Genomic DNA, 24,122 nt, shown 5'->3' with positions numbered 1-24,122 from the left:
TGTCTAACCCCCTATCTGGGTCATAATACGCCTGTTTCCCTTCCAGCCTGTTTGTTCCATATTATGCTTTTCAGGTTTACTGTTAATGGCAAACCTGATGACCTCAGCCAGTTCCTCAGGAGTGGCCCCGGACCTTAAAGGGGTCTTCAAGTCAATCTCAAGCGGAGATTGGAGGCACGGACGCAGCTGCCCCTCGGAAGTAAGGCGCAACCTGTTACAGAGAGCACAAAAATGATTGCTGATAGGGCTAATAAATCCTATCGTCCCCGGAGCATCAGGTATTCTGTATGATTTAGCCGGCCCGTTCCCGGCAACCTTTTCAGGAACTAAATTGTATCTGGCAAGAAGTCTTTCTAATAGTTCAGCAGTTGCCACAAAACCTGTCCAGTCCATTAAATCACTTACACCGATTGGCATCAATTCAATGAAACGAACATTTAGCGGCATTTTGGCAGCTAGTTCGGCAAAATCATATACTTCATCATCATTAAAACCACGTATAACTACTGTATTTATTTTTACCGGCTCAAAACCGGCGTCCAGGGCAGACTCTATGCCAAGCCAAACTTTAGCCAAACTGCCGCCCCTGGTAATCCGGTAAAACTTCTCCGGCACCAGAGTGTCCAAACTGATATTTATCCTTTTCAGCCCGGCTTCTTTCAGTTCCAGCACCATTTTAGGCAATAATATTCCATTGGTAGTCAGCGCGATATCATCAATTTCTGGGATTTCATTAACCCCAGCAATAAGAGACGTAATTCCTTTACGCAGCAACGGCTCTCCACCGGTAAAACGGATTTTCCTGATTCCTACCATGACCGCACTTTTAATCACCTTAATGATTTCCTCGTGGCTTAAAATTTCTTTATGTTCTATCAGGTTAACACCTTCTTCAGGCATACAGTAGACACACCTGAGATTACACCTGTCAGTAACAGATATCCTAAGGTAATTTATATTACGTTGGAATACATCATCCATTTAAATCATCCTTCCTGGTCAAGTGAAGAGACCTTAATCCAACCGGTAGACCTCCTGCCCCGTAGCCCGGGTACTGTAGCCGCCCAAGCTCTCCACTGAAGCCTGAAAGCCCGGGTCATTGAGGACATTCAACAGACTTTTAATATGCCGGGTATCCCAATAAACCTGGGGGATAACCAAATCATACCTTTCCTCAGTTACCGGTACAAAATCCAGCTTAAGTGCATTAGCTGCAGCTTTTATTCCGAGTCCGACATCAGCGCTGCCCCCGGCAATAGCTGCGGCAACAGCCATATGAGTATAATCCTCTCTATTGTATCCCTCTATATCTTCAGGGTCAACCCCCTCTTTTTTCAAGTAATAATCCAGTAAAATTCTGGTTCCGGCGCCCTTCTGGCGGTTAATAAATTTCATATTTGGTCTTGCCAGGTCTACAAAGGTACGCACACACCGCGGATTTCCACGAGGTACAATAAACCCCTGCTGCCTATACACCAAATTAATTATAACCACCGGAATCCCGGATAACAATTTCTCGACATAAGCGATATTGTAATCCCCTGTAGCCTCATCCAAAAGATGGGCCCCTGCCATATGCGCTTCCCCGCGCCTTAGGGCTAAAAGACCGCCAAAGCTGCCCACATGGGCTGAAGAAAGGCTCCGTCCGGGGTACATTTGCCTCAGATAATTACCAAGTATATCAAGGGATACATCATGGCTTCCAATAATAAGCAAGGTATTGTCAATCTCATTTTTGTCCTTCAGGAGTTCGACCTTCACATCAGTACCGGCATCGTATCCTTCCATAAACCTGGGTATTTTCAGGATACCGTCAGCCCTGATCATGGATGTCAGCACCCCAGCCCCACGGGAAATCGGGGTGGCAATTATCTTTTTACCGACCCGGCCAAGTTTTACACGGACAAATTCATCTACTCCCTGGGGAGAAACAAACTTACGTGACAACGATGCTGTAAGAACCGGCCTGTCAATTGTAGTAAGCCCCGCCTTTGCTGTAATCAGCGGCTTTAAAAACAGCTCACAATCAAGAATGGCCGATACCGGGTAACCGGGTATACCCAATACCGGTTTGCCTTCAATAATGCCCAAAACTACAGGCTTACCTGGTTTTATTGCTACTCCGTGTACTATAACTTCACCGAGTTCACGCACAATTGCAGAAGTAAAGTCCTCCGAACCAGCGGAAGAACCTGCATTGACAACAACTATATCTGACTGTTCGACCGCATTCTGGACCCGTTCCCTAAGAACGTCATAGTCATCAGAACAGATATCTGTCCGCACAGCCTGTCCGCCCCATTCCCGAATCAGCCCTCCGATTACCCTGGAATTATACTCTATGATATCTCCTTTTTTAAGGTCTGTCCCCGGCTGAACGAGTTCAGTCCCTGTTGGTATTATGGTAACCACCGGTCGCCTGTAAACATTGACTTCCGTTATCCCTCCGGCAAGAATTCCTCCAATATCCATAGGACGAAGTACATGATTTGCCAAAACAATCATTTCCGTAGCCACAATATCCTCACCAAGTGGCCGGACATGCTGCCATGGAGTTGCTGCAGCAATAATTTCAATTTCACTGTCAAAAACAAAATGCACCTGTTCAATCATGATAACGGCATCACAACCTTCAGGAAGCGGGTCTCCGGTATCCACCGGAAATGCCCCCGAACCGACCCTCAGTCTTACAGGAGTTGTTTCTGAAGCCTTAAATGTATTTTCAGCCTTTACTGCCATACCATCCATAGCACAAGCATGGTAATGGGGTGATGATACCTGTGCAAAGACAGGTTCAGAGGTAACACGCCCCAAGGCCTCATCCACAGATATAAGTTCACCGGGCAGCGGTTTCAGTGCGCCCATTTCCTTAATCCTATCCAAATATTTGCCAATAGCCTCATCCAGGGGAGTATTATCCAAATAAACATTTCGTTTTACCAAAACTACTCACCAGCCTAAATATAATAAAAAACTGCTAAAACAGAACTACCTCAACCTCTTCTCCTGCTTCAAGCCCCTCTTTAGCCATAGGGATAATTACTACACCATCTGCCTTAACCATTGTCATTATCAGGCTCGATTTCCCCAATACAGGGTCAGCTCTCAATTCCCCGTTTTCGCTGTTCAAGGCCACCCTGACATAATCCAGCCGCCCGCCGGATGAAGCTATACTCCTGCCTATAAGAGCCCGTACAGTTCTTCGGTCCGGGGAGGTAAAACCTAGTCCCAACATTGCTCTGACCAGAGGGACCAAAAAGATATCAGCCAAAACCATTGCTGAAGCAGGATGACCAGGGAGTCCCAGAACCGGCTTATTACTAACTACCCCAAGGATAGTCGGTTTGCCAGGTTTCACGGATACCCCGTGAACCAACACTCCCGGCTTACCGATACTGTCAAGCACTTTTGAAGTAACATCTCTTGTTCCTACTGAGCTGCCCCCTGACACAACAACAATATCGGTTTCTGACACCGCCTTTTTAACGGTCTCCTCAAGGAAGTTAAAATCATCCCTGATGATACCATAGTTTATAGCTTGGCCACCGGCCTCGGCCACCAGTCCTGAAATGGCATATGAATTAATATCCCTGATTTGTCCCAGACCTGGTACCATATCAGGTTCCACAAGTTCATCACCTGTAGATAAAATACCTACTCGCGGTTTACAGGCAACATGGCATGATAATATGCCAACACCTGCCAGGCCGCCCAATTCCTGGGGCCTCATGATGGTCCCGGCTTTAATAATTACTTGACCTTCCCTGATATCCTCACCTTTGCGGACAACATTCTCTCCAGGGGCTACCGGCCGTACAACCAATATAGACCTACTGTCCAGTTCTTCCGTGTATTCCACCATAACAACAGAATCAGCATTCCCCGGCAGCATTCCCCCTGTAGATATTCTAACTGCCTGCTCGGGTTCCAGACCTGTCAAGGCCTCTTCACCCATCATAACCTCACCGGAAACCTCCAGTACGGCAGGCATAGCTTCTGAAGCCCCAAAAGTATCGGCTGCCCGGACAGCATAACCATCCATGGTAGAACGTGTAAAACTTGGAATATCAATCCCGGAAACAATATCCCTGGTTAAAACCCTGCCAAGGGAATCGAGAACAGGTACCTTCTCCTCAGTCGGACCATTCAAGACAATATTATTCTTAAAAATCTCCCAGGCTTCGTTTACACTTGTTAGTTTAAACAGTTCAGTCATTAGGAACCTCCGTTATTCTGGAAAAGCTTGGCTTATGCTAGAAACACCCCAACTGACAGCTTTTTATTTTAATTTTCAGCTCATCAGCTGCCTTTCCAATAATCAGCAATTCAACATCCAGCCTTTTTGCCAGGGCATGAGCATCCGCACAGCTTAACCTGCCCTCCGGAGCAGCGTCCTTTACCGCTTCCAGAACTTTATCGGGAATCATGTCCATCTCTTCTGCGCCTCCTTATTAATTCTCTCAAATATACCTTATAGCGAAATAAAACACCCCTGGAAAAGGGATGTCATGATATTGTCAGTCTCCTTTCGAGCTTTTTCTTCTTAATTCTATATTATAGCCTTTTTAAACAATTTCCGCAAGCAGAACCAAGGTTCACCGAACAGGCACAGACTCATTAAGCTTATCAACCAACCTTAATATTACTGCAGAAAATTCCCCCCAGGTGACCGGGGAATCCAGATTATGTTTGCTGTTTACCAAGCCTGCATCTTCAAGGCGCTTAAAGTATTCTGAAGCCCAATGAGGAGGTGTTTCCGGTTGTTGAGGCGCCAGGTGCAGGGCCCTGATTATTCCTTTGACCGTAGCGGCGGCAATTTCATCCCGAAACAGGGGGTCTTGAAGACGGGAAGCATCCTTCTTGGTATCAGTAAACAAGTTTTCTATTAAAATTGCCGGCATATTTGTTTCACGCAATACAGCAAAATTGGCCTCTTTTAACCCCCTATCCGGAAAACCTGAAGAAAGGTAAAATTCTGCCACTAACCGGTGAACATTTCCGGTTATATCACGCGATTCAATAGAAGCATCCGGATAAATATAACTTTCAAATCCCGTTCCCCCACCCGCATTAACGTGTATGGAAACGAACAGGTCCGCTTCCAGTTTGTTGGCAAAAACGGCCCTTTCCGAAAGTCCGACAAAAACATCACTATTTCTTGTTAGGCTTACATCTGCATAGTTAACCAGCTTATTCCTAATTTTCTGTGCTATATCCAGGTTAACAGTTTTTTCCTCCAGACCATAACCCTGTGCACCCGGATCATACCCGCCATGTCCTGGATCTATTACTATTTTGGGCGCCATGTATATACTCCTTTCCGCAAAACAGCTTATCTCTTATACTAGTATATTTTATTCCAGACAACTAATATAAGTTAACTTTTACCGGAAAGATAAGGAAGCGTGTCCATAAGATTTTAACTTATGGGACGCTCCCTTCGCAAGTTCATAATATTGGAAAGCTGTATAAAACTTGATTTTATTATTTGTCAAAAAGTTAAATCAGTTCAGCCGCAATCTGGGCCAGTTCAGAACGTTCACCCTTAATAAAGGTTACATGACCGGCCAGCTTAACTCCTTTGAATTTTTCTACAAGATAAGTCAAACCGTTGCTATTGGAATCAAGATAGGGATGGTCAATCTGATAGGGGTCCCCGGTAAGGACTATCTTGGAACCTTCCCCCGCCCTGGTCAGGATAGTCTTGACTTCATGAGGTGTCAGGTTCTGGGCTTCATCTACTATAATATACTGCCTTGGCATAGTCCGTCCCCTGATATATGTTATGGCTTCCAGTTCGAGCTGTCCTTTTTCTTTAAAATAACGAATCATAGTATCTATATTGTTTGACTTGGGTTTATCATGGTCACCTTTGTCAGCTTTTTCTTTTTTACTTTCTTTCCCAATACCGAAAATATACTCCAGGTTGTCATAAATAGGACTCATCCAAGGACGCATCTTTTCTTCCTTATCACCAGGCAGGTAACCAATATCCCCTCCAAGTGGTATTACCGGTCTGGTAACCACAAGTTTCTTGTATGTTTCTTCATCAATAGTCTTTTCCAATCCTGCTGCAACTGCCAGCAGAGTTTTCCCGGTACCGGCCTGGCCTACCAGAGTTACCAGCTTGATGTTATCATCCATCAACAATTCCATGGCGTAGCGTTGTTCCTTATTCCGCGCGCGGATGCCCCAGGCATCCGCGCCAGCGTGAATCAATGGCACCAGGCCCTTCTTATCCGGATTATAACGGGCCAGAGCAGATTGACCGGTTTCGTTAATATCTACCAAAGATACAAACTGGTTGGAATATAACTCCTCCGGATCGCCCTCAGGCCTCTCCCAAGGAAGGAAACTATTGCTGTAAAACTGGTTAATTATCTCAGGGGCAACTTTTATATCAAGAGTACCGGAATAAAGTTCTTCAATATTTACTTTATCCGTTTTAAAATCCTCTGCCTCGATTCCGGCAACATCAGCTTTGATTCTGAGATAGGTGTCTTTTGTCACTAAGATAACCTTTTTATCAGGAAACTCCTCCTTATATGCCAGGGCAACACAGAGAATCCTGTTATCTGCCTTAAATTGTTCTAGAGCGCCGTTCATATTTTGTACCTTCTGGTGATTTATCTCTACCTTCAGAGTCCCACCTGTATCTAACTGTACTCCTTCATATATTTTCCCTTTATGACGGAGTTCATCGATCAGCTTGGCGACACGGCGCGCATTCCTGCCTACCTCATCCTGTCTGCGCTTCTGGTTATCCATTTCCTCAATCGCTATTAATGGGATAATCACATCATTGTCCTGGAATTTAAGGATGGCATAAGGGTCATGAAGCAAGACATTTGTATCGAGGATAAAAATCTTTTTCAAATTATCGCCGCCTTTCACGTCTTAAGAATATTAAGATATTATTCGACACAGTTTTCCAATTTCCTCTATTTTTCCCTCAGACTGAATTAGCGAATGTACACTAGTTTATGGTCATAATTCCCCAGCAGAGGGAGTTGTGCCAGGTCATTTATGAAACCGGTCCCATATTTGAACAGGTACGGAAAAATGTTAAAAACCCTTTCCTGCCAATTGTTGCGTGGAAAAAGGTGGGTTTCAATGTTATTAAACCTGTTGATCAATATATCACAGGACTTGCGGTGGTATTGGTGTGTTTTTTTTCTGAAGTATTCCAATTGATGAATGATTTTGCCGAAACTTTCATCCCCGTGTCCTACCAGTTCCCGATTTGTTCCGGTAACCTTCAAAATAAACTCGCGGTAAGAATGTTCAAACTCAGCAATAAAAGCATTAAACACCGGGTCAATGCCAAGCACGTCCCTGGCTTCTAATTTCTCCCGAAGTTTCTGCTGTAAACCGTCAGAGCCTTCGGCAAATGAAATGCCATATTCAGTCATGTTTTTGGCAATACCAGGTTCAAATAACGAAATATTTGTCCTGGGATAAATAACAGGCATTCTTTGGTTAAATAACCGGTATATATCCCGGTATAAAGCATAATATGATATTTCACCAGGTCCTGCGATATATGCCGTTATTGGAAGCAGTACATCCTGGGCCACCGGGCGCAAAACCACATTAGGGCTTAATAATTCCGGTTTTCCCCTGGCAATTGCCCGCAACTCCTCCAGTGTCCATTGCACCGCTCCACCCCTTACATGATAGAGTTCACCCGTTCTGAACAGGGGCAGCCTTTCACCATTTACATAAATAAACATATTAATATTATCTTTATCTTTTTCAACCTGAGGTTCAGCACCAAAATCCCTTACCAAATCTGCTGCGGTGCTCAGTTTTTCACTAATGAAATGGCTTTTCCTGATGAATCCCTCAAAAGTACTGCTCCATAAGCTGCGCAATTCCTTAAGCATCGGGTTCACCATAACAAGTCCATAGTCTTTAAAAAGCCAAGCCATGATACGGGCAAACCATTCAGCAAGGTTATCACTATTCCTGGCCATTTTACTTACTTTATCTAAAATTCCCGTTTTCCATTCAGAGGGATTGGTATATTCCTCTAACCTGGCGATAAGAGTAAATACTGCCTCATTTATAGGAATGTGTCCAATCGAACGCCTTTCACTCATGTTATGGTCCAGCCTAAGGCGCACTATATTTTGCTCCCGGTTAACCACGTAAATATGATCAACCTCAGCAAAGTCGTGATCCTCGGCAGCAACCCAAAACATGGGAATAACATTTCTTCCTGTTCTTGCGGTAAGGTCGGCAGCAAGCTGCACAGCGGTAATTGCCTTATAGATTGTATACAAGGGACCTGTAAAAACACCTGCCTGCTGCCCGGTTATTACCACCGTTGCTGCCGGATCTTCCAGCTTCCGCAGGTTCTCCCTGGCAAGGTTTCCACACTGCAGGGTTTCATTGTATTCAGTTAAAATACGGACCAGTTTATTCCGGTCCGTATGATAATCTTGCATAATTATGTCATGCCTGTTTGAAAAAGAAACAGGATCGCCTGGGTCGTGTTCAAAGAAATGAGCAACCCGCGGAAAATCATTTAGGTACGCATTAACCAGCGGGCTTTTATATTGCACAGATACAGATTCCAATCTCAAGAGTATCTCTCCTTATTACGGCTTCACTATAATCCTGCCCCTGTCTGTACCGGTAACCTCACCAATTACAGCAGCATCTGTATTGCCCCTGCTATACAGGATTTCTAACAACCGGGAAGCCTTCTCCTCAGGAAGGGAAATCAACAGCCCTCCTGATGTTATGGCATCGGCAAGTATCAATTGCTGGACCTCTTCTATGCCCAGCTGAAAATCAACAAACCGCTTGACATAATTGAGATTCCTCCTGGTGCCACCGGGAACTATGCCCATTTTCGCATACCCATAAGCCTGTTTCAGGACAGGAACACGGGATGAATATAAATTAATCGATACATCACTGCCCCGCGCCATTTCAGATGCATGGCCCAACAGTCCAAAACCGGTGACATCAGTACAACCATTAGCGCCAACTTCCTGCATAGCCTCGGCAGCATCTTTATTGAGGGCAGACATCAACCTGCAAACATCCTCGATTTCTTCGGCAGAAGCCAGGCCGCCTTTAATTGCTGTGGTTATAATGCCTATTCCCAGAGGCTTTGTTAAGACCAAAACATCACCCGGTTTTGCTCCGGAATTTGCTTTCACCCTATCCGGGTGGACAACTCCAGTCACTGCCAAACCGTATTTAGGTTCCTCATCCTCAACTGAATGCCCCCCCACAAGTACAGCCCCAGCTTCCATAATTTTATCGGCCCCACCTCTTAAAATCTCCGCAAGCACCGCAAGTTCAAGTTTGCCCGTGGGAAAGCAAATGATGTTCATGGCCGTAAGGGGCCTTCCCCCCATAGCATAAACATCACTAAGGGAATTTGCCGCCGCAATCTGTCCGAACATATACGGGTCATCAACAACAGGTGTAAAAAAGTCCAGGGTCTGGATAAGGGCCGTATCATCATTAAGCCTGTAAACACCGGCATCATCATTAGTATTCAATCCCACCAACAAGTTCGGATCAGGCAGTGACGGGGGCAATAAACTTAGTACCTCGGCTAGGTCCTCCGGACCTATTTTGGCTGCTCACCCGGCCTTGCATGAAAGCGATGTTAGTGAATATATTGGCTTGTCTTCCGTCAAATCCTCACCCCATTTCGATAATTTGCTGCAAGTTTATTGCAATTATTTCACTATCTTTATCAAACAGTGTCCTAAGGTCAAATAACAGCCTGTCCTTTTGAATCCTGGCCAGAACAGGAAGCTCCATCTCCCTGAACCGTTGTTCCAGTTTATTCACACTAATAGATAATGGCTTGACGGAAACAAGAAATGTCGGGAGGTCTGCTTCAGGCAGTGCCCCCCCGCCAACTTGAGAGAAACCAGCAATAATCTCAGTTTCTACCCCTGCACCTGCTTTTTCCCTAATCAAGTTAAGCAGATTCTCCGCCCTTGACTTGATTTCCTCAGGCTTCATCATAATCATCCTTAGTGTCGGTATCTCAGCAAGAGCCGCTTCCTCGTCAAAATACAGGCGCAGTGTTGCCTCCATTGCAGCCAGGGTAAATTTATCCACCCTGAGAGCTCTGGTAAGCTGGTTTTGCTTAATTTTATCAATAATATTTTTCCGGCCCACAATAATGCCTGCCTGAGGGCCGCCGAAAAGCTTATCCCCGCTGCATGTCACAATATCGACACCTGCTTTGATACTCTCACTAACGGTAGGCTCATGTGGAATTCCGTATTTTGTAAATTGAACTAGTACGCCACTGCCCAAGTCCTCATAAACAGCAATACCCCTTTTCGTGCCCAGGCTTACCAGTTCTTCTACAGATGCCTCAGCCGTGAAACCTATCACTTTATAATTGCTGGTATGCACCTTTAGCAGCAGCGCGGTATCCCCAGTAATAGCACTTTCATAATCCCGCAAGTAGGTCTTGTTGGTAGTCCCAACCTCTGCCAAAACAGCGCCACTTTGAGACATTACCTCAGGAATCCGGAAGGAACCTCCGATTTCGACAAGCTGACCACGTGATACAACAACTTCTTTGTTTTTTGCCAGTGTATTCAATACCAAAAGCACCGCAGCAGCGTTATTATTCACTACCATTCCCGCTTCAGCCCCGGTTAGCCGGCACAGCAGTTCTTCAATGTGTGAATATCGCGTTCCCCGTTGCCCTGTAGTTAAATCCAGTTCAAGATTTGAATAATTGGCTGCCACATCATTGATTGCCTTAACTGCTGACTTGGCAAGGACAGCCCGGCCTAAATTAGTATGTAAAACTATGCCTGTTGCATTAATAACTTTTCTCAAATTAGGGGCGGTCTTTTGCCGGACTTTCTCTATCACAATATCTACAATTGAGTCCAGGTCGGTAATTTTATCACCTGCATTTTCATCAGTCAAAATAGCTTCCCTAATGCCCTGAACCGTTTCTGAGGCGGCTTCCGAAATCAGAACATGCGGGCAGTGTGAATCAAGCTGCTTAATCCGATCCTGTTCCAAGATTATATTGATTGCCGGAAGTTTTCTTAGCAAAGTCTGTTTATTGTTCATATAATACCCCTAACTCACTTGGTACTTTAAAGTTTCCCTGCACTTCTAATTTTTACCGGTATTTAAAGTTTTATACCCTGCGCCTCTCATGGCAAATTTTATTCTACAATCTCTTCGTTATCTTCAAGGGTTGTGGCAACAAGGTTTTTACTGCTGCCTTGCTTTATCATATAGATGAAAATTGATACCAATTCAGGATCCCACTGAGTTCCCGCACCCTGGCTGAGCACACTAAGGGCATCATCAATAGTCATCCCTGGTCGGTATGGGCGGTCAGAAGTCATAGCATCAAATGCATCTGCCACACCCACTATCCTTGCCATCAGAGGAATCTTCTCTCCCTTCAGCCCATCAGGATAACCCTTTCCGTCAAAACGCTCATGGTGATGCCTGATTATGGGCAGCATATCCCTGGCAAACTTCAACGATAGGCAAATACGTTCACCAATTCCCGGGTGCTTTTTAACCTGTTGGAACTCAATAGCTGTCAGCAACCCCGGCTTTCTAAGAATTGTACCACTAATCCCAATTTTACCGATATCGTGCAGCAAGGCAGCTCCCCTGATTATAGAGAAATCACTTATATTTACTCCCAAGGCATCAGCTAACCTGACACTGTAATCCGCGACTCTCTCGGAGTGGCCCCTTGTATACGGGTCTTTAGCCTCAACAGCAACAGCAAGCGCATAAATAATACTCTGGCTGTCATCAAGGGCCTTGAGTGAAGCCTCCAGCTCCCGGTTAAGGCCCATTAACTGCTGTTTCTGGCACTCAAGTTCATCCCTCTGGTCCGTGAGTTCATTGTTTTTAGCCTCAAGCTCTAGGTTCAACTCATAGAGGGAACGAGTATTTTCCTGAATGGATATTGCCATATAATTAAAAGCATCAGCAAGCTGGTCAATCTCATTCCCGGACAACTGACGGTATATTTTACAGTGGCTGCAGGTGTTCTTACGATTAGTTCTGCTAGATTCACAGCATTTAGTTTGAGGAAGAAGCCAGCATTTAAGATTTAGGTTTTTATATGCCGGACATTCAGTAAACTCACACTGATTAATCAACCAGCAAGAATTCGGATTATCTGTGGGAATCTGAATTTCCTGTTCACCCCTGGCAAAGCTGATGGCAGAAATCGACATCTTATGCAGTGGTATTACTATAGATCTATATAGATAGTATAGGGCTGAAACAAAAATAAGACTAAGTATTGCCAGAGTAATCTTAATTTCGTTATCTAAATTCTGCTGCATTTGCAGCAACGGAGCCTCTCTAAGGCCGACATATAACGAACCGATAACACTGTTATCAATATCCCTGATAGGCTCATATGCGGTAATATACCAGTCATTTACTACAAAAGCCCGCCCTTGATAATTTTCTCCCTTAACCAGAACCTTGTCTTCCACCGGCACTGACAGAACAGTTCCAACAGCTCTTTCCCCGTCTTCATTAGGTACTGTTGTGGAAATGCGGATATTGTCCATAAAAATAGTAGTGGTAACATGATACTCACCGCTAAACCGGTCTACTAAGTTAAACCTGTTGTTAAGAATATGTGCCGTCACTAAAACCCCGTGTTGTTGTCCGTCAAAATAAATAGGTTTTGCAGAAATCATAGCCATCGCGCGTTCTTCTATCGAATAATTGATTGCCCTGGCATTAGGTGTCGGCACAATTGGAACCCTCACCATATCCATCAGGCCTTCTGACCCGACAATCGCAGAGGGAATAATTTCAAAACCATTAACTTCCTGACCATTTAATGCTTTTTGCACTGCCTGCAGGGACATAATATTATTTATTATTTCCTGATAATTCTCGGAGTTATAAACACGGTTATTGGAATACAATGTATTTTTACTGGTATCAAAGTAATACAATAAATCCGGTCTGTATACCGGCTCCCAGGCTTGGGACTCCAAGGAAATTCTTTCAAATGTCTTGGTTGTCGGCCCAAGGCCGCTAATTTCCTTAGCTAATAAATCTGTTTTTAAGGAAAAGGTATCGGCGTTGCTGTAAAGGTAGGTGTGAGCAAAACTTAAAATTTCGTTTACTTTGTTCTCACCCTGAAGTTCCACAATATAGTGGTGGGTTGAGGAACTTATCTTGTAAACGACAACACCCATAATGGCCAGGAACATAACTAGAACCTTGGTTCTAATGCTGAGTCTATGAGATTCTTTTATTAGCCTCCTAATAAAACCCATAATGCTAGCCACCTTTTGTACCCATAATTAATTGTTACTTCTACAGTTACTAACAAATTTCCTCCAAATTCTTCATGTAAACTTAAATTCCCTTAATAATAGAAAATGTATCCAAAAAAGAATTAAATAAAAAATGCAGCTAACCATAATAAGGCAGCTGCTTCTGATAATTGCCGCTTTTAAGCTTGTTTAAGCTTATAAACAGGAAATATATTTTTATGTGCAATAACCATTTGGGCAAGAGTTCCAGATATGACCTTGGCCATGTTATAAATAGTATTCATCCTGGTATTCTGAATTACCATCTGGGGCATAAACCCGGCAATATTGACAATGCCCTGAATATTTACATTTCCCACCTCCGGCAATGTCTTGGATACCCCAGTTCCCGGTTTCAGCGCCCTTCTGGCAAAAGTAATCTTTTCAACATTCATTGCTCTGCCCAGGCAGGCATCTATTGCTATCACAAAGGCTTCAGGATGTAAACGTTTGATTTTATCAATTGTTACATCCAGGTTCTGGGCGTGTACCGGCCTGTCCAGAGTGCCGTAAACATTAGCATACCTGCATTCTTCCAGCAGTAAGGTGCCTACCAAGGGCCCCAGGCTGTCACCGGAAACCCGGTCGGTTCCCACACAGACTATTACCAATTCATGATAATCCATTGACAGTGTTGTCAGGGAGTTTAACAGATTTTTTTGTCCTTCAATATCACTGTAATGAAAACAAATATCCATAGTTTCCCGCCTTTTTTAATATAGTTTTGATATTCAAACACTCAATTTAACTCAGACTAATTATATTAAATCTGATGTGTCGAATACCTAAAAAATAAAAAGGTTGTGGGAAATAAGTTATCGCGGTTATATGACATAATACTCTTTCAGTAAAAATGTAGGTGTGGAAAATAACTATAGATAAAGTGGTGAGGTATTGTACCGATTTTCCACACTGCAGCCGGAGAAATCTAACCTTTTTCCTGGCGAAGCCAAGGACTAAACCGCCAATTCGGCTCCTGCCTCAGTGGCGGCTCCGCCATCCATGGCTACGGTCCTTGCCTTCGCTTAGCGGATCTGCGGTAAGATTTCTCACGACGGCAGTGCCAGGAAAATCTTACACAACACCTCACCACATACAATAGTCATTTCCCCGAACCAATAAAATACTAATATGTTATATTACTTGTAGGATTTTCCTCCGATTTATATTATTATAGTAGATGTTAAAGAGTAAGTATACAGGGGCAAATATGTTCCGGAAGGCAGAGTCTGTCATCAACCGGTCCAAATCCCGCTTTAGCGGGTTTGGGTAACCGGTTGAGACGTAGCCTGCCGGAGGAATATATCTGCCCCTGTCCATATTACATTTTAGCTTACTTTTTCCACTTTAACCGCAGCTACCTTCAATTCAGGTATTTTAGCAATAGCATCACGTGCCGTATTTGTCAGGAAGTTAACAGGCGCTTCGGAGAAGTGGAATGAGGTAAATACCATACCCTCCTGAACCATATCGGTAACCTGAGCCTTAACGGTAATTGAACCACGGCGGGAACTTACTTTAACCAGCTCACCGTCACTGATGCCAAGTTTAAGTGCATCTTTAGGATTAATTTCAATAAATTCCTCACTATAGATTGCATTCAGCCCTTTAGCCCGGCGAGTCATGGTGCCTGTGTGATAATGATACAAACGGCGTCCCGTATTGAGCACAAGCGGGTATTCCTCGTCAGGCAGTTCTGCCGGAGGCTCAAAGTCAACACCGGTAAACTTGCCCAGACCGCGGGAGAATTTGCCCTCGTGAAGGAATTTGGTCCCCTGATGGTCCGCATTGGGACATGGCCACTGTAAGCCTGTTTCCTCAAGACGGGCATATGACATACCGGCATACTGCGGGGTAACCCTGGCTATCTCATCAAATATTTCTGAAGTGCCGTTGTATTTATGGGGATATCCCATTGCAGTAAGGACTTCTGAGATAACTTCCCAGTCAGCCTTGCCTGCCAAAGGCTCAATTGCCTTACGCACACGCTGGACACGACGTTCGGTATTGGAAAAGGTACCGTTTTTTTCGGCAAAACTTGCCCCAGGCAGTACTACATCAGCCAGCATTGCAGTCTCTGTCAGGAAAAGGTCCTGAACAACCAAAAACTCCAGATTTTCAAGGGACTGCTGAACGTGAGTGATGTCAGGGTCACTGAGCATGGGATTCTCACCTAAGATATACATTGCCTTAAGGTCCCCATGGTGGGCTGCATCCATCATCTCGCCAACTGTAAGTCCAGCCTTGGTTGACTGGGAAATACCCCATAGTTTGGTGAATTTCTCAACATTTTCAGGAACAGCAACACCCTGGTATCCGGGGAATACATTAGGCAGTGCAGCCATATCACAGGCGCCCTGAACATTATTCTGACCCCTGAGTGGGTTGACGCCGCTGCTGGGTTTCCCTATTTGGCCTGTAAGCATTGCAAGGTTAGCGACAGCCAGAACGTTATTAGTACCTGAAGTATGCTGGGTAATACCCATTGTATAGAAAATGGCAGCATTACCGGCATTAGCATATCCACGGGCAATTTCCCTGATAGTTTCTGCCGAAATACCGATTATACCGGCATAGGCTTCAGGTGTGAAGTTTTCCACCGCTGCCTTCAGCTCTTCAAAGCCTTCAGTACGAGTAGATACAAATTCCTTGTTATACAACTCTTCTTCAATGATTACATTACACATTGCATTGAGAAGCGGAATATTAGCCCCCGGCTTCAGGGGAACATGCACATCGGCAAGTCCTGCTATCTCGGTTCTTCTGGGGTCAGCTACAACCAGTTTGGCCCCCCGGCTGACAGCCTTTCTCATTTCAAGACTGATAATTGGATGGGTCTCAGTGGTATTGGAACCAATTACAAAAAGAAAATCACATTCATTAATTTCTCCAATTGAGTTAGTCATCGCGCCACTCCCAAATGCAGTTGCCAGACCGGCAACAGTAGCGGAGTGTCAGAGACGTGCACAGTGGTCGATATTGTTAGTACCGAATGCTACCCGCGCAATCTTGTTCATGAGGTAGTTTTCCTCATTGGTACAGCGGGCGGAACTTAGTACCGCCATAGCATCACTGCCATTTTTCTCCTTAATTTCTTTCAGCCTGGAAGCCACATAGTTGATGGCTTCATCCCAAGAAACCTCAACAAAATCACCGGCTTTGCCGTCTTTTTTAACCAAGGGCTGAACCAGGCGGTCGGAACTATGGATAAAATCGTAGCCGAAACGGCCTTTAACACAAAGGTGCCGCCCATTTACCTCACTGGTCGGGTTGGAGGTTACACCCACAACCTTTCCATCTTTGACATTAAGATCAAAATTGCACCCACAGCCGCAATATGGACAAGTTGTCTTAACTTTTTCAACTTCCCATGGACGGGCTGTACCCCGCATATTTTTCTCAGTTAGGGCACCCACCGGGCAAACGGCAACACAACTGCCGCAGTTTACACAACCGGCTTCTTTTTCACCCAGACCCAGTTCAAGGGCAGGGCTAACGCTTGTAGTAAAACCACGGGAAACAAAGTCAACCACATTCCGGCCAACTATCTCGGCACAAACACGAACACATTTGCCGCAAAGTATACATTTATTCACATCCCTGGTGATTACGGCGCTGGTTTCGTCTAGCGGTATATTAGTTTGTTCTCCAATAAAAGAGGTCGTTCTCAGCCCGTACCTGTATGCATAATTAGCCAGGCGGCAATCACCGAAATCCTGGCAGGTCATACAGTCCTGCGGATGGTTGGCCAGAAGCAGGTCGAGGATGGTTCGCCGGGCTTCCACTACGGCTGCTGATTCGGTTTGCACTTCCATACCCTCAGCAACTGCTGTCACACATGAAGGTGCCAGATTGCGCATACCCTTTATTTCAACCACACATATCCGACAGGCTCCGGGCCTGGACAGCTCAGGGTCATGACAAAATGTCGGAATATCTATCCCAATCTGCTGAGCAGCTTCCAGTACGGTTGTCTCCGCCGGTACCGTTACCTTTTGACCGTCTATAGTAAGGGTTACGTTGACAGACATTTAAGCTCCCTCTCCTTCCTACATTTTAGGGCATTGATTTTCTCCACAATCGGAGCAATACCAAGGGCTTCTTCCCATGATACCGGGATAAATTCTCCATTCTTGTTAACCAGCGGCAGGTCTGTTCGATCCGGGTTCTTTATAAACTCGGTCCCCAGCCGCCCTTTCAGACAAAGCGGCCTTCCTGCAGAAGGGTTTTTGGCAGTGACACCAATTACCTCTCCATTTTTGTAGTTAACATCAAACTTGCAGCCGGAATCACAGAAGGTACAGGTAACTTCATCCTTTTCATACTCCCAGATTCGTCCTTTGCCCATCATGTTTCGGTCGGTAAGCGCTCCGACCGGACAGATGGCAACACAGCGGTTGCAGTAGACACAAGAGGAATCCTTCAGATCAGTATCCATAAATGTGGCAATCTTTGTGTTAAATCCCCTGAAGGCATAGTCAATTATACTTCTATCAGCAACAGCCTTACATGTGGATACACATTTGCCGCAAAGGATACACTTGTTAGAATCTCTGTAAATGTACGGATTGCTGTCATCAACCGCAAATTGCTTTTTCTCACCTTCATACGGAGTCGGACTGCTCACTCCATAACGATAGGCATAATCCTGAAGCTTGCAGTTTCCGCTTTTCTCACACGTCATACAATCTAACGGGTGATTGGCAACCAGCAGCTCAAGAATTGTCTTCCTAGCCTCGATAACCGCAGGAGACTCAGTCTCTACTTCCATTCCCTCGGCAACAGTTGTCACACATGATGGAGGCAGGTTTCTCCAACCCTTTATTTCAACCACACATATCCGGCAGGCTCCAGGAGCAGTCAGGTCCTTTTCATGGCAGAAAGTAGGTACGGAATAACCGCACATTTCCGCTGCTTCCAGGACTGTAATTCCTGAAGGCACGATAGCCTTTTGCCCGTTTATGGTTAAAGTAACACTGGCCATAATCAAGCCTCCCTCTAACCTTTAACGATAGCGTTAAATTTGCATTTTTCGATACAACTGCCACATTTGATACACTTAGAAATATCGATTACATAAGGTTGTTTTTTCTCACCAGTGATTGCGTCCGCCGGGCAGACACGGGCACAAGCTCCGCAGCCTTTACAACTTTCAGCAATAATCTTGTATTCCAGCAGTGCGGTGCAAACTCCTGCAGGGCACTTCTTATCATTTATATGGGCATCATATTCATCACGGAAATATCTGAGAGTAGCCAGAACGGGATTGGGCGCTGTCTGCCCCAAGCCGCAGAGAGCGGTCTTCTTAATAACTGCTCCCAGAGTCTGCAGGGTGGTTATGTCTTCAGGGACGCCCTTGCCGTCACAGATTTTTTCAAGAATTTCCAGCATCCTTTTGGTACCTTCACGACATGGAGTACATTTGCCGCAGGACTCTTTTTGGGTAAAGTTAAGAAAGAACCTGGCCACATCTACCATACAGGAAGTTTCGTCCATGACCACCAGACCGCCGGAACCCATCATAGCTCCAAGGGCTATCAGGGAATCATAATCAACAGGTGTATCCAGGTGCTGTTCGGGGATACATCCGCCTGACGGACCGCCTATCTGGACAGCCTTGAACTTCTTATCATCCATGATTCCGCCGCCGATATCAAATATGATTTCCCTCAGGGAAATACCCATGGGAACTTCGGCCAAACCGGTGTTCCTCAGTTTTCCTGTAAGGGCGAATACCTTGGTACCTTTACTGTTTTCCGTCCCCAGACTGGCATACTTATCAGCACCATCAAGGAGAATAATCGGTACATTGGCATATGTTTCAACATTGTTGATGTTTGACGGTTTTTCCCATAAACCTTTAACAGCCGGGAATGGCGGTCTCGGGTTCGGCATCCCGCGGGAACCCTCTATGGATGCCATCAGGGCTGTCTCTTCACCACACACGAAGGCTCCGGCACCCTCTTTAATTTGTATCCGGCAACTGAAGCCGGTACCTAAAATGTTGTCACCCAAGAGTCCCATCTCTTCAGCCTGGGCAATAGCCACCTTCAAACGTTTAATAGCAAGCGGGTATTCGGCACGGACGTAAATGTAACCTTCATCAGCACCAATGGCATAAGCCGCTATTAGCATACCTTCTAGTACACTATGGGGGTCACCCTCAAGGACACTACGGTCCATAAATGCTCCCGGGTCGCCTTCGTCAGCATTACAGATAATATATTTCTTAGGCCCGGGAGATTTGGATGCAAATTGCCATTTGAGGCCGGTCGAGAAACCTCCGCCCCCACGACCCCTCAGACCTGATTTTTTCATTTCCTCAATAACCTGCTCAGGAGTCAAGGTAGTCAAAGCCTTGGCAAGACCCTCATAACCATTCTTGGCTATATATTCCTGAATATATTCGGGGTCAATATGCCCGCAGTTCCTGAGGGCTATCCTATGCTGCTTTTTGTAAAAAGCAATATCTTTATAAGAAGGTACCTGTTCCTCGGTAACAGGGGCTTTAAATAACAGCCTCTGTACTATACGGCCCTTGATCAGGTGCTCGGATATTATCTCCGGGATATCATTTGCCTGTACCTGGCAGTAAAAAGTACCTTCAGGGTAAACTATAACAATCGGACCCATTTCGCAAAAACCATGGCATCCGGTTTCAACAACTTTTATTTCCTGGTCCAGCTTCTGCTTGGCAAGTTCGTCAACTATGGCATCCTGTATCTTTTTTGAGCCTGAAGACACACAGCCTGTGCCGCCGCAAACCAGTAAGTGAGCGCGATATAACTGCATTTTAAAATTACCTCCTCTCTGCAAAAATTTAATTAGACTTGGCAACTACAAGGTCTTCAACTATCTGTCCATTAATAATATGGGAACTGACTATTCTGGTTATATCCTGTGGCTTGACTTTCCCGTAAGTAATAATCTTTTCCCCCGGGCGAACTACGTCTACCAGGACCTCTTTTTCACACTTACCGGTACAGCCAGTCTGAGTAAGTCGTATATCAGCTAAGTTATGCTTATTCAGTTCTTCCAGGATGGCGCTCGTTACTTCCCTCGCACCGGCAGCAATGCCACAGGTTCCCATCCGGACAATTATTTCAACACCTTGACCGCCACGAATGCTGGTCAATGCCTTAACTTCTTCTTTTAGGCGTTTAAGGTCTTCGGCGCTTTTAATCACCTAGGGTCACCTCCTTATATATTAGGTTTATTTTAATAATAGAATTATTCCGTTTTACTTGTACTCTTCCAGCAAAGCTGCGACCTTATCCGGAGTTAAGCGGCCATGAGTATCATCATTAACCATCATAACAGGAGCCAGACCGCAGGCACCCAAACAAGCTACAGACTCAAAGGTATACCTGAGGTCTTCGGTTGTCTCACCATCCTTAATCCCAACCGCTTTAGTCACTGCTTCCGCTATTTTAGAACCACCACGGACATGGCAGGCAGTTCCAAGGCATACCCGGATTATATTACGGCCTCTGGGGTTCAGGTGGAACTGGGCATAAAAAGTAACAACACCGTAAACCTTGCTCACAGGAATCCGCAGCCTTGACGAAATTTCCTTAAGCACCTCTGCAGGCAAGTATCCATAAATATCTTGAGCCGCTTGTAAAACAGGGATTAAGGCTCCTTTTTTACCCTCGTACTTAGCAAACACCTTATCCAGTTCAAGGGCTTCATTTGATTTGGTTTCCTGACATTCACACTGACACATGATTTCTTTACCTCCTTCCTTAAATCTTTCATTTATTTTTTAGATATAGAATTGTGAAAAAAAGCATAAAACAAGGGTAACATTAACGTATTTGACAAAATATCCATAATTCCTGCATAAGTGTCAAAATTTTTGGAATATACAAATCGTTTAGGCAGGAAATCGTGAAATAATATAGAATTATTTTACGGGTTTCAGCATTTTTAAACACGTATCATAAACATGGGAAAGGGGAACTAAAAATGCTGCTTATGGATGCGATTAATGAAGCAGAAGCACAAATCAATTGCTGTGAATCATCACTGAATAGGCCTGTAAGCTGGTGCTACTGTTCAGACTTATTAAGTGATGTCCTAGCAAATGCAAAAAAAGACAGCATCTGGATTACCCTGCAGACCCACCCCAATATTGTCGCTGTAGCTTCACTTATCGGCATTTCTGCTATATTGATTTCAAGAGGTGCTGAACCTGACCCGGAAACTGTTGCCAAAGCTGCCCAGGAAAATATTCCTGTACTAACAACAAAGCTCCCAACCTTTGAAGCAGCTGGGAAACTCTATAATTTATTGAAAAAATAAATTTTGGGGTCAAATTGAAAGGCCAAAAGCCCAAGCAGAGGTGTTGACAAAAATGAAAGACTTGGCTATGCACATTATTGATATGCTTCAAAATTCAATTGAAGCAGAGGCAACAAAAGTGAACCTTGTGATTAATGAAGATGCTGTCAAAGACACCTTTGACATTGAAATATCGGATAATGGGCGGGGTATGGACGAAAACCTCAAGGCAAAAATAATGGACCCATTTTTTACAACCAGAACAACAAGACGTGTCGGGCTGGGCCTCCCCCTCCTCAAGTCAGCCGCAGAACGTTGTGATGGCAAAATCAATATAGAATCAGCTCTTGGAAAAGGTACCACCGTAAAGGCCTCGTTCCGCAACAGCCACATTGACAGGGCCCCTCTGGGAAACATTATTGACTCAATAATTAATCTCATTGCAAGCAACCCTGAGTTAGACTTGATTTTTATCCATAAAATGAATGACCGGGAAATAATTTTTGATACCCGGAAACTCAGAGAGCAGCTCGAAGATGTCCCCCTAAACAATCCGGCAGTCGTCAACTGGATTAAGCAGTATCTGATCGAGAACTATAAGAAATCTCTCTAACATTTTATAAGACGATTCTCTGTAATCACATACTTCATCGGGTAATCATGCTCTTCAGGATAAACATTATCTCTAATCTGGAGTTCAAAGGCAAGAGCGGCAAATGAAGAGTCTGGACGGAGCTGTCTCAGAAAACGGTCATAAAAACCACCGCCATAACCAAGCCTGTTCCCCTTGGTATCAAAAGAAACCCCCGGCACTACCACAAAATCTATTTCTATTAGGTCAACAGGCCGTACACATTCAGGTTTTGGTTCCAAGATTCCCCATGTTCCTGAAGCGAGGTCCCCGGGATAATTTTTTAGCTCAGAAGGGATTAGCCTGACGTTTTTTGTATCCGTAATAGGCACAACCACCCTTTGCCCATTTTTAAGGCACTTAATGATTAAGTCTCCGGTAGAAACTTCTTTTCTGAAATCAAGATAAAACATTATTAACCCGGCATTTTGAAACTCCGGCAGCTCAACCAGCCTTTTAGTAATGTATGCGCTTTTTTCAACTATTTCTTCATCTGTCTGAGCCATCCTGGCCGCAAGAACTTCTTTTCTAAGCTGCTTTTTCATCCCTACACTCCTTTCCCTGATTCTATCAATCTAGTAAGCCCACTCTCTCTGCAGGCCAGAACCTAAAAAACGCTCTTCCTTTGATGTTTTTCAGAGGCAAAAACCCCCACTCATGGCTGTCAAAACTGTAATTGCGATTATCCCCCATCACAAACAAATACCCTTCCGGAACAACAACCGGCCCATAAGTATAATTAATCCTCTCAGCTATGTACGTCTCCTCCAGGGAATTATTGTTAATAAACACCATGCCCTCTTTTACTTCTACAGTATCACCCGGTAAGCCAATAATCCGTTTAATCAAGTCTTCTTTGACCATTCCTCTCTGAGCCTCCGGAGGAGGAGCAAAAACAATAATGTCAGTTCGTTCCAATTCCTCGAACTTAAATGCAATCTTATCAACCAAAAGCCTGTCACCAATTTCGAGTGTAGGCAGCATTGACTCTGATGGAATAAGCCTTGCTTCAATCACAAAACTGCGCAGCAAAAAAGTTAATATTAATGCAAAGAAAAGAACCTGCAAAACATCTTTTAGAAATCCCCATGCCTTTTGTGAAAAATTTTCTGTATCATGACTATTGTCCGAATAATTATTAGACAACTGCAACACCCCGCCTCTCCAGTTTACAGTTTATGATTGCCTATATGCTAAAGACATAATAATATTATATTTTATTTTAGCTCAAATGAAAACCTGTAGAAGTCCCTTTAAAATTAAAAAAAACAGCTCAGACAATAGTCCAAGCTGAATTCACCCTCTCTAAATTACGATTTTCCATATGGCACTGGCCCCAACTACCCCGCCGAATAAAGGCAGGAACTGATTTAGAACCCAGGTAGGACCAGGTCCATAGACCACATAAACCGCCATAATAATTACAAGTCCCAACGATAAGTTCTCCGAAATAATTACTACAATAAGAGTTATAACAAAAGCTGCCATTATGCTTCCCATCCATGTGGGATAACTTACCACCGGCTCCACTGCATAATAGTACCACCAGGCAAAAGAACTGATTAATACTGCCAGCAGATGCCTGAAAACAGTGGACGTAGCCATCCTTTTCACCTCCTCCTAAGTTATATTTGTCCGGAGAACATAAAAGCCTGTCTCCGGAAGAACGCCGAAGACAGGCAGTTAGTCAACCAAATTCTCCGGCAACCCGGCTGTCATTATTAGTTGGCAGTCTTAATGCCAGGATTTCAACTTTAAGACTGTCTGCTGCCTACTGTTTACTGCCGACTAATTTTAGACCCGTGGTTTTGCGTCCCCGCCTTTCAACGGGTTTGCCTTTATCGGGAAAGGGTATAATACCCCTATTAATTTATCGTAAATTAATA

21 protein-coding genes and 1 riboswitch are annotated in these 24,122 nt (G+C 44.5%); of the genes, 2 read left to right on the top strand and 19 right to left on the bottom strand.

What is annotated here, in order from left to right:
* Positions 1–3: 3 nt before the first annotated feature.
* From moaA to nuoE, 16 genes are all read right to left on the bottom strand, one after another.
* Positions 4–981: a GTP 3',8-cyclase MoaA gene (gene moaA / locus ABFY19_RS02350; RefSeq protein ID WP_418791668.1), complete on the bottom strand. Its 978-nt coding sequence runs from the start codon at positions 979–981 to the stop codon at positions 4–6.
* A gap of 33 nt (positions 982–1,014) precedes the next feature.
* Positions 1,015–2,943 (bottom strand): molybdopterin biosynthesis protein, encoded by a 1,929-nt coding sequence (locus ABFY19_RS02345; RefSeq protein WP_418791667.1) that lies wholly within the window; start codon positions 2,941–2,943, stop codon positions 1,015–1,017.
* Positions 2,944–2,977: 34 nt separating this feature from the next.
* A complete protein-coding gene (glp, locus tag ABFY19_RS02340) occupies positions 2,978–4,216 on the bottom strand; it encodes a gephyrin-like molybdotransferase Glp (RefSeq protein WP_418791665.1) in 1,239 nt (412 codons plus the stop codon).
* Positions 4,217–4,253: 37 nt separating this feature from the next.
* Positions 4,254–4,433, bottom strand: coding sequence for a hypothetical protein (locus ABFY19_RS02335; RefSeq protein WP_418791663.1), 180 nt, complete (start codon positions 4,431–4,433; stop codon positions 4,254–4,256).
* A gap of 162 nt (positions 4,434–4,595) precedes the next feature.
* Positions 4,596–5,306 (bottom strand): N-acetylmuramoyl-L-alanine amidase family protein, encoded by a 711-nt coding sequence (locus ABFY19_RS02330; protein ID WP_418791661.1) that lies wholly within the window; start codon positions 5,304–5,306, stop codon positions 4,596–4,598.
* A gap of 193 nt (positions 5,307–5,499) precedes the next feature.
* On the bottom strand, positions 5,500–6,876 hold the full coding sequence (locus ABFY19_RS02325) for a PhoH family protein (protein WP_418791660.1): 1,377 nt from the start codon (positions 6,874–6,876) through the stop codon (positions 5,500–5,502).
* 86 nt (positions 6,877–6,962) lie between these two features.
* Positions 6,963–8,588, bottom strand: coding sequence for a bacillithiol biosynthesis cysteine-adding enzyme BshC (gene bshC / locus ABFY19_RS02320; protein WP_418791659.1), 1,626 nt, complete (start codon positions 8,586–8,588; stop codon positions 6,963–6,965).
* Positions 8,589–8,603: 15 nt separating this feature from the next.
* Entirely contained in the window at positions 8,604–9,644 is a 1,041-nt protein-coding gene (gene selD / locus ABFY19_RS02315; protein ID WP_418792515.1) for a selenide, water dikinase SelD, read from the bottom strand.
* A gap of 22 nt (positions 9,645–9,666) precedes the next feature.
* A complete protein-coding gene (gene selA / locus ABFY19_RS02310; protein WP_418791658.1) occupies positions 9,667–11,076 on the bottom strand; it encodes an L-seryl-tRNA(Sec) selenium transferase in 1,410 nt (469 codons plus the stop codon).
* A gap of 98 nt (positions 11,077–11,174) precedes the next feature.
* Positions 11,175–13,283 (bottom strand): HD domain-containing phosphohydrolase, encoded by a 2,109-nt coding sequence (locus ABFY19_RS02305; protein ID WP_418791657.1) that lies wholly within the window; start codon positions 13,281–13,283, stop codon positions 11,175–11,177.
* A gap of 179 nt (positions 13,284–13,462) precedes the next feature.
* Complete coding sequence (gene yyaC, locus ABFY19_RS02300; RefSeq protein WP_418791656.1) at positions 13,463–14,020, bottom strand: spore protease YyaC; 558 nt, start codon at positions 14,018–14,020, stop codon at positions 13,463–13,465.
* 630 nt (positions 14,021–14,650) lie between these two features.
* On the bottom strand, positions 14,651–17,353 hold the full coding sequence (gene fdhF, locus ABFY19_RS02295) for a formate dehydrogenase subunit alpha (protein WP_418791655.1): 2,703 nt from the start codon (positions 17,351–17,353) through the stop codon (positions 14,651–14,653).
* Complete coding sequence (locus ABFY19_RS02290) at positions 17,338–18,306, bottom strand: 2Fe-2S iron-sulfur cluster-binding protein (RefSeq protein ID WP_418791654.1); 969 nt, start codon at positions 18,304–18,306, stop codon at positions 17,338–17,340. Before ABFY19_RS02290 ends, fdhF begins: the two co-directional genes overlap by 16 nt.
* A 14-nt stretch (positions 18,307–18,320) precedes the next feature.
* On the bottom strand, positions 18,321–20,114 hold the full coding sequence (locus tag ABFY19_RS02285) for an NADH-ubiquinone oxidoreductase-F iron-sulfur binding region domain-containing protein (protein ID WP_418790025.1): 1,794 nt from the start codon (positions 20,112–20,114) through the stop codon (positions 18,321–18,323).
* 28 nt (positions 20,115–20,142) lie between these two features.
* Positions 20,143–20,508 (bottom strand): (2Fe-2S) ferredoxin domain-containing protein, encoded by a 366-nt coding sequence (locus ABFY19_RS02280; RefSeq protein ID WP_418790026.1) that lies wholly within the window; start codon positions 20,506–20,508, stop codon positions 20,143–20,145.
* A gap of 54 nt (positions 20,509–20,562) precedes the next feature.
* Complete coding sequence (nuoE, locus tag ABFY19_RS02275; protein WP_418790027.1) at positions 20,563–21,048, bottom strand: NADH-quinone oxidoreductase subunit NuoE; 486 nt, start codon at positions 21,046–21,048, stop codon at positions 20,563–20,565.
* A gap of 242 nt (positions 21,049–21,290) precedes the next feature.
* On the opposite strand from nuoE, the gene ABFY19_RS02270 reads away from it, so the two are divergent.
* Positions 21,291–21,626: a DRTGG domain-containing protein gene (locus tag ABFY19_RS02270; RefSeq protein WP_418791653.1), complete on the top strand. Its 336-nt coding sequence runs from the start codon at positions 21,291–21,293 to the stop codon at positions 21,624–21,626.
* 52 nt (positions 21,627–21,678) lie between these two features.
* Positions 21,679–22,218 (top strand): ATP-binding protein, encoded by a 540-nt coding sequence (locus ABFY19_RS02265; RefSeq protein WP_418791652.1) that lies wholly within the window; start codon positions 21,679–21,681, stop codon positions 22,216–22,218.
* Here ABFY19_RS02265 and ABFY19_RS02260 read toward each other — a convergent pair.
* The 3 genes from ABFY19_RS02260 to ABFY19_RS02250 form a co-directional block, all read right to left on the bottom strand.
* On the bottom strand, positions 22,215–22,781 hold the full coding sequence (locus ABFY19_RS02260; RefSeq protein WP_418791651.1) for a 5-formyltetrahydrofolate cyclo-ligase: 567 nt from the start codon (positions 22,779–22,781) through the stop codon (positions 22,215–22,217). The two genes, ABFY19_RS02265 and ABFY19_RS02260, sit on opposite strands and share 4 nt — an antisense overlap.
* A gap of 25 nt (positions 22,782–22,806) precedes the next feature.
* On the bottom strand, positions 22,807–23,391 hold the full coding sequence (gene lepB / locus ABFY19_RS02255; RefSeq protein ID WP_418791650.1) for a signal peptidase I: 585 nt from the start codon (positions 23,389–23,391) through the stop codon (positions 22,807–22,809).
* A gap of 150 nt (positions 23,392–23,541) precedes the next feature.
* Positions 23,542–23,841: a hypothetical protein gene (locus ABFY19_RS02250; protein WP_418791649.1), complete on the bottom strand. Its 300-nt coding sequence runs from the start codon at positions 23,839–23,841 to the stop codon at positions 23,542–23,544.
* 94 nt (positions 23,842–23,935) lie between these two features.
* Positions 23,936–24,083, bottom strand: a riboswitch (cyclic di-GMP riboswitch).
* Between the last annotated feature and the right edge of the window lie 39 nt (positions 24,084–24,122).

The organism is Phosphitispora sp. TUW77, assembly GCF_048453025.1.
Lineage (GTDB): Bacteria > Bacillota > Thermincolia > Thermincolales > UBA2595 > Phosphitispora.
Note: the sequence above shows the minus strand (reverse complement) of the source record. Positions and strands in the feature narration are given on the sequence as shown.

Coding starts and splice junctions, on each gene's coding strand:
- ABFY19_RS02290 (WP_418791654.1), bottom strand. CDS start 18,306: ATGGCCAGTGTTACTTTAACCATAAACGGGCAAAAGGCTATCGTGCCT.
- ABFY19_RS02260 (WP_418791651.1), bottom strand. CDS start 22,781: ATGAAAAAGCAGCTTAGAAAAGAAGTTCTTGCGGCCAGGATGGCTCAG.
- ABFY19_RS02265 (WP_418791652.1), top strand. CDS start 21,679: ATGAAAGACTTGGCTATGCACATTATTGATATGCTTCAAAATTCAATT.
- ABFY19_RS02335 (WP_418791663.1), bottom strand. CDS start 4,433: ATGGACATGATTCCCGATAAAGTTCTGGAAGCGGTAAAGGACGCTGCT.
- yyaC (WP_418791656.1), bottom strand. CDS start 14,020: ATGGATATTTGTTTTCATTACAGTGATATTGAAGGACAAAAAAATCTG.
- ABFY19_RS02305 (WP_418791657.1), bottom strand. CDS start 13,283: ATGGGTTTTATTAGGAGGCTAATAAAAGAATCTCATAGACTCAGCATT.
- nuoE (WP_418790027.1), bottom strand. CDS start 21,048: ATGTGTCAGTGTGAATGTCAGGAAACCAAATCAAATGAAGCCCTTGAA.
- ABFY19_RS02250 (WP_418791649.1), bottom strand. CDS start 23,841: ATGGCTACGTCCACTGTTTTCAGGCATCTGCTGGCAGTATTAATCAGT.
- ABFY19_RS02330 (WP_418791661.1), bottom strand. CDS start 5,306: ATGGCGCCCAAAATAGTAATAGATCCAGGACATGGCGGGTATGATCCG.
- selA (WP_418791658.1), bottom strand. CDS start 11,076: ATGAACAATAAACAGACTTTGCTAAGAAAACTTCCGGCAATCAATATA.
- ABFY19_RS02285 (WP_418790025.1), bottom strand. CDS start 20,114: ATGCAGTTATATCGCGCTCACTTACTGGTTTGCGGCGGCACAGGCTGT.
- moaA (WP_418791668.1), bottom strand. CDS start 981: ATGGATGATGTATTCCAACGTAATATAAATTACCTTAGGATATCTGTT.
- glp (WP_418791665.1), bottom strand. CDS start 4,216: ATGACTGAACTGTTTAAACTAACAAGTGTAAACGAAGCCTGGGAGATT.
- ABFY19_RS02270 (WP_418791653.1), top strand. CDS start 21,291: ATGCTGCTTATGGATGCGATTAATGAAGCAGAAGCACAAATCAATTGC.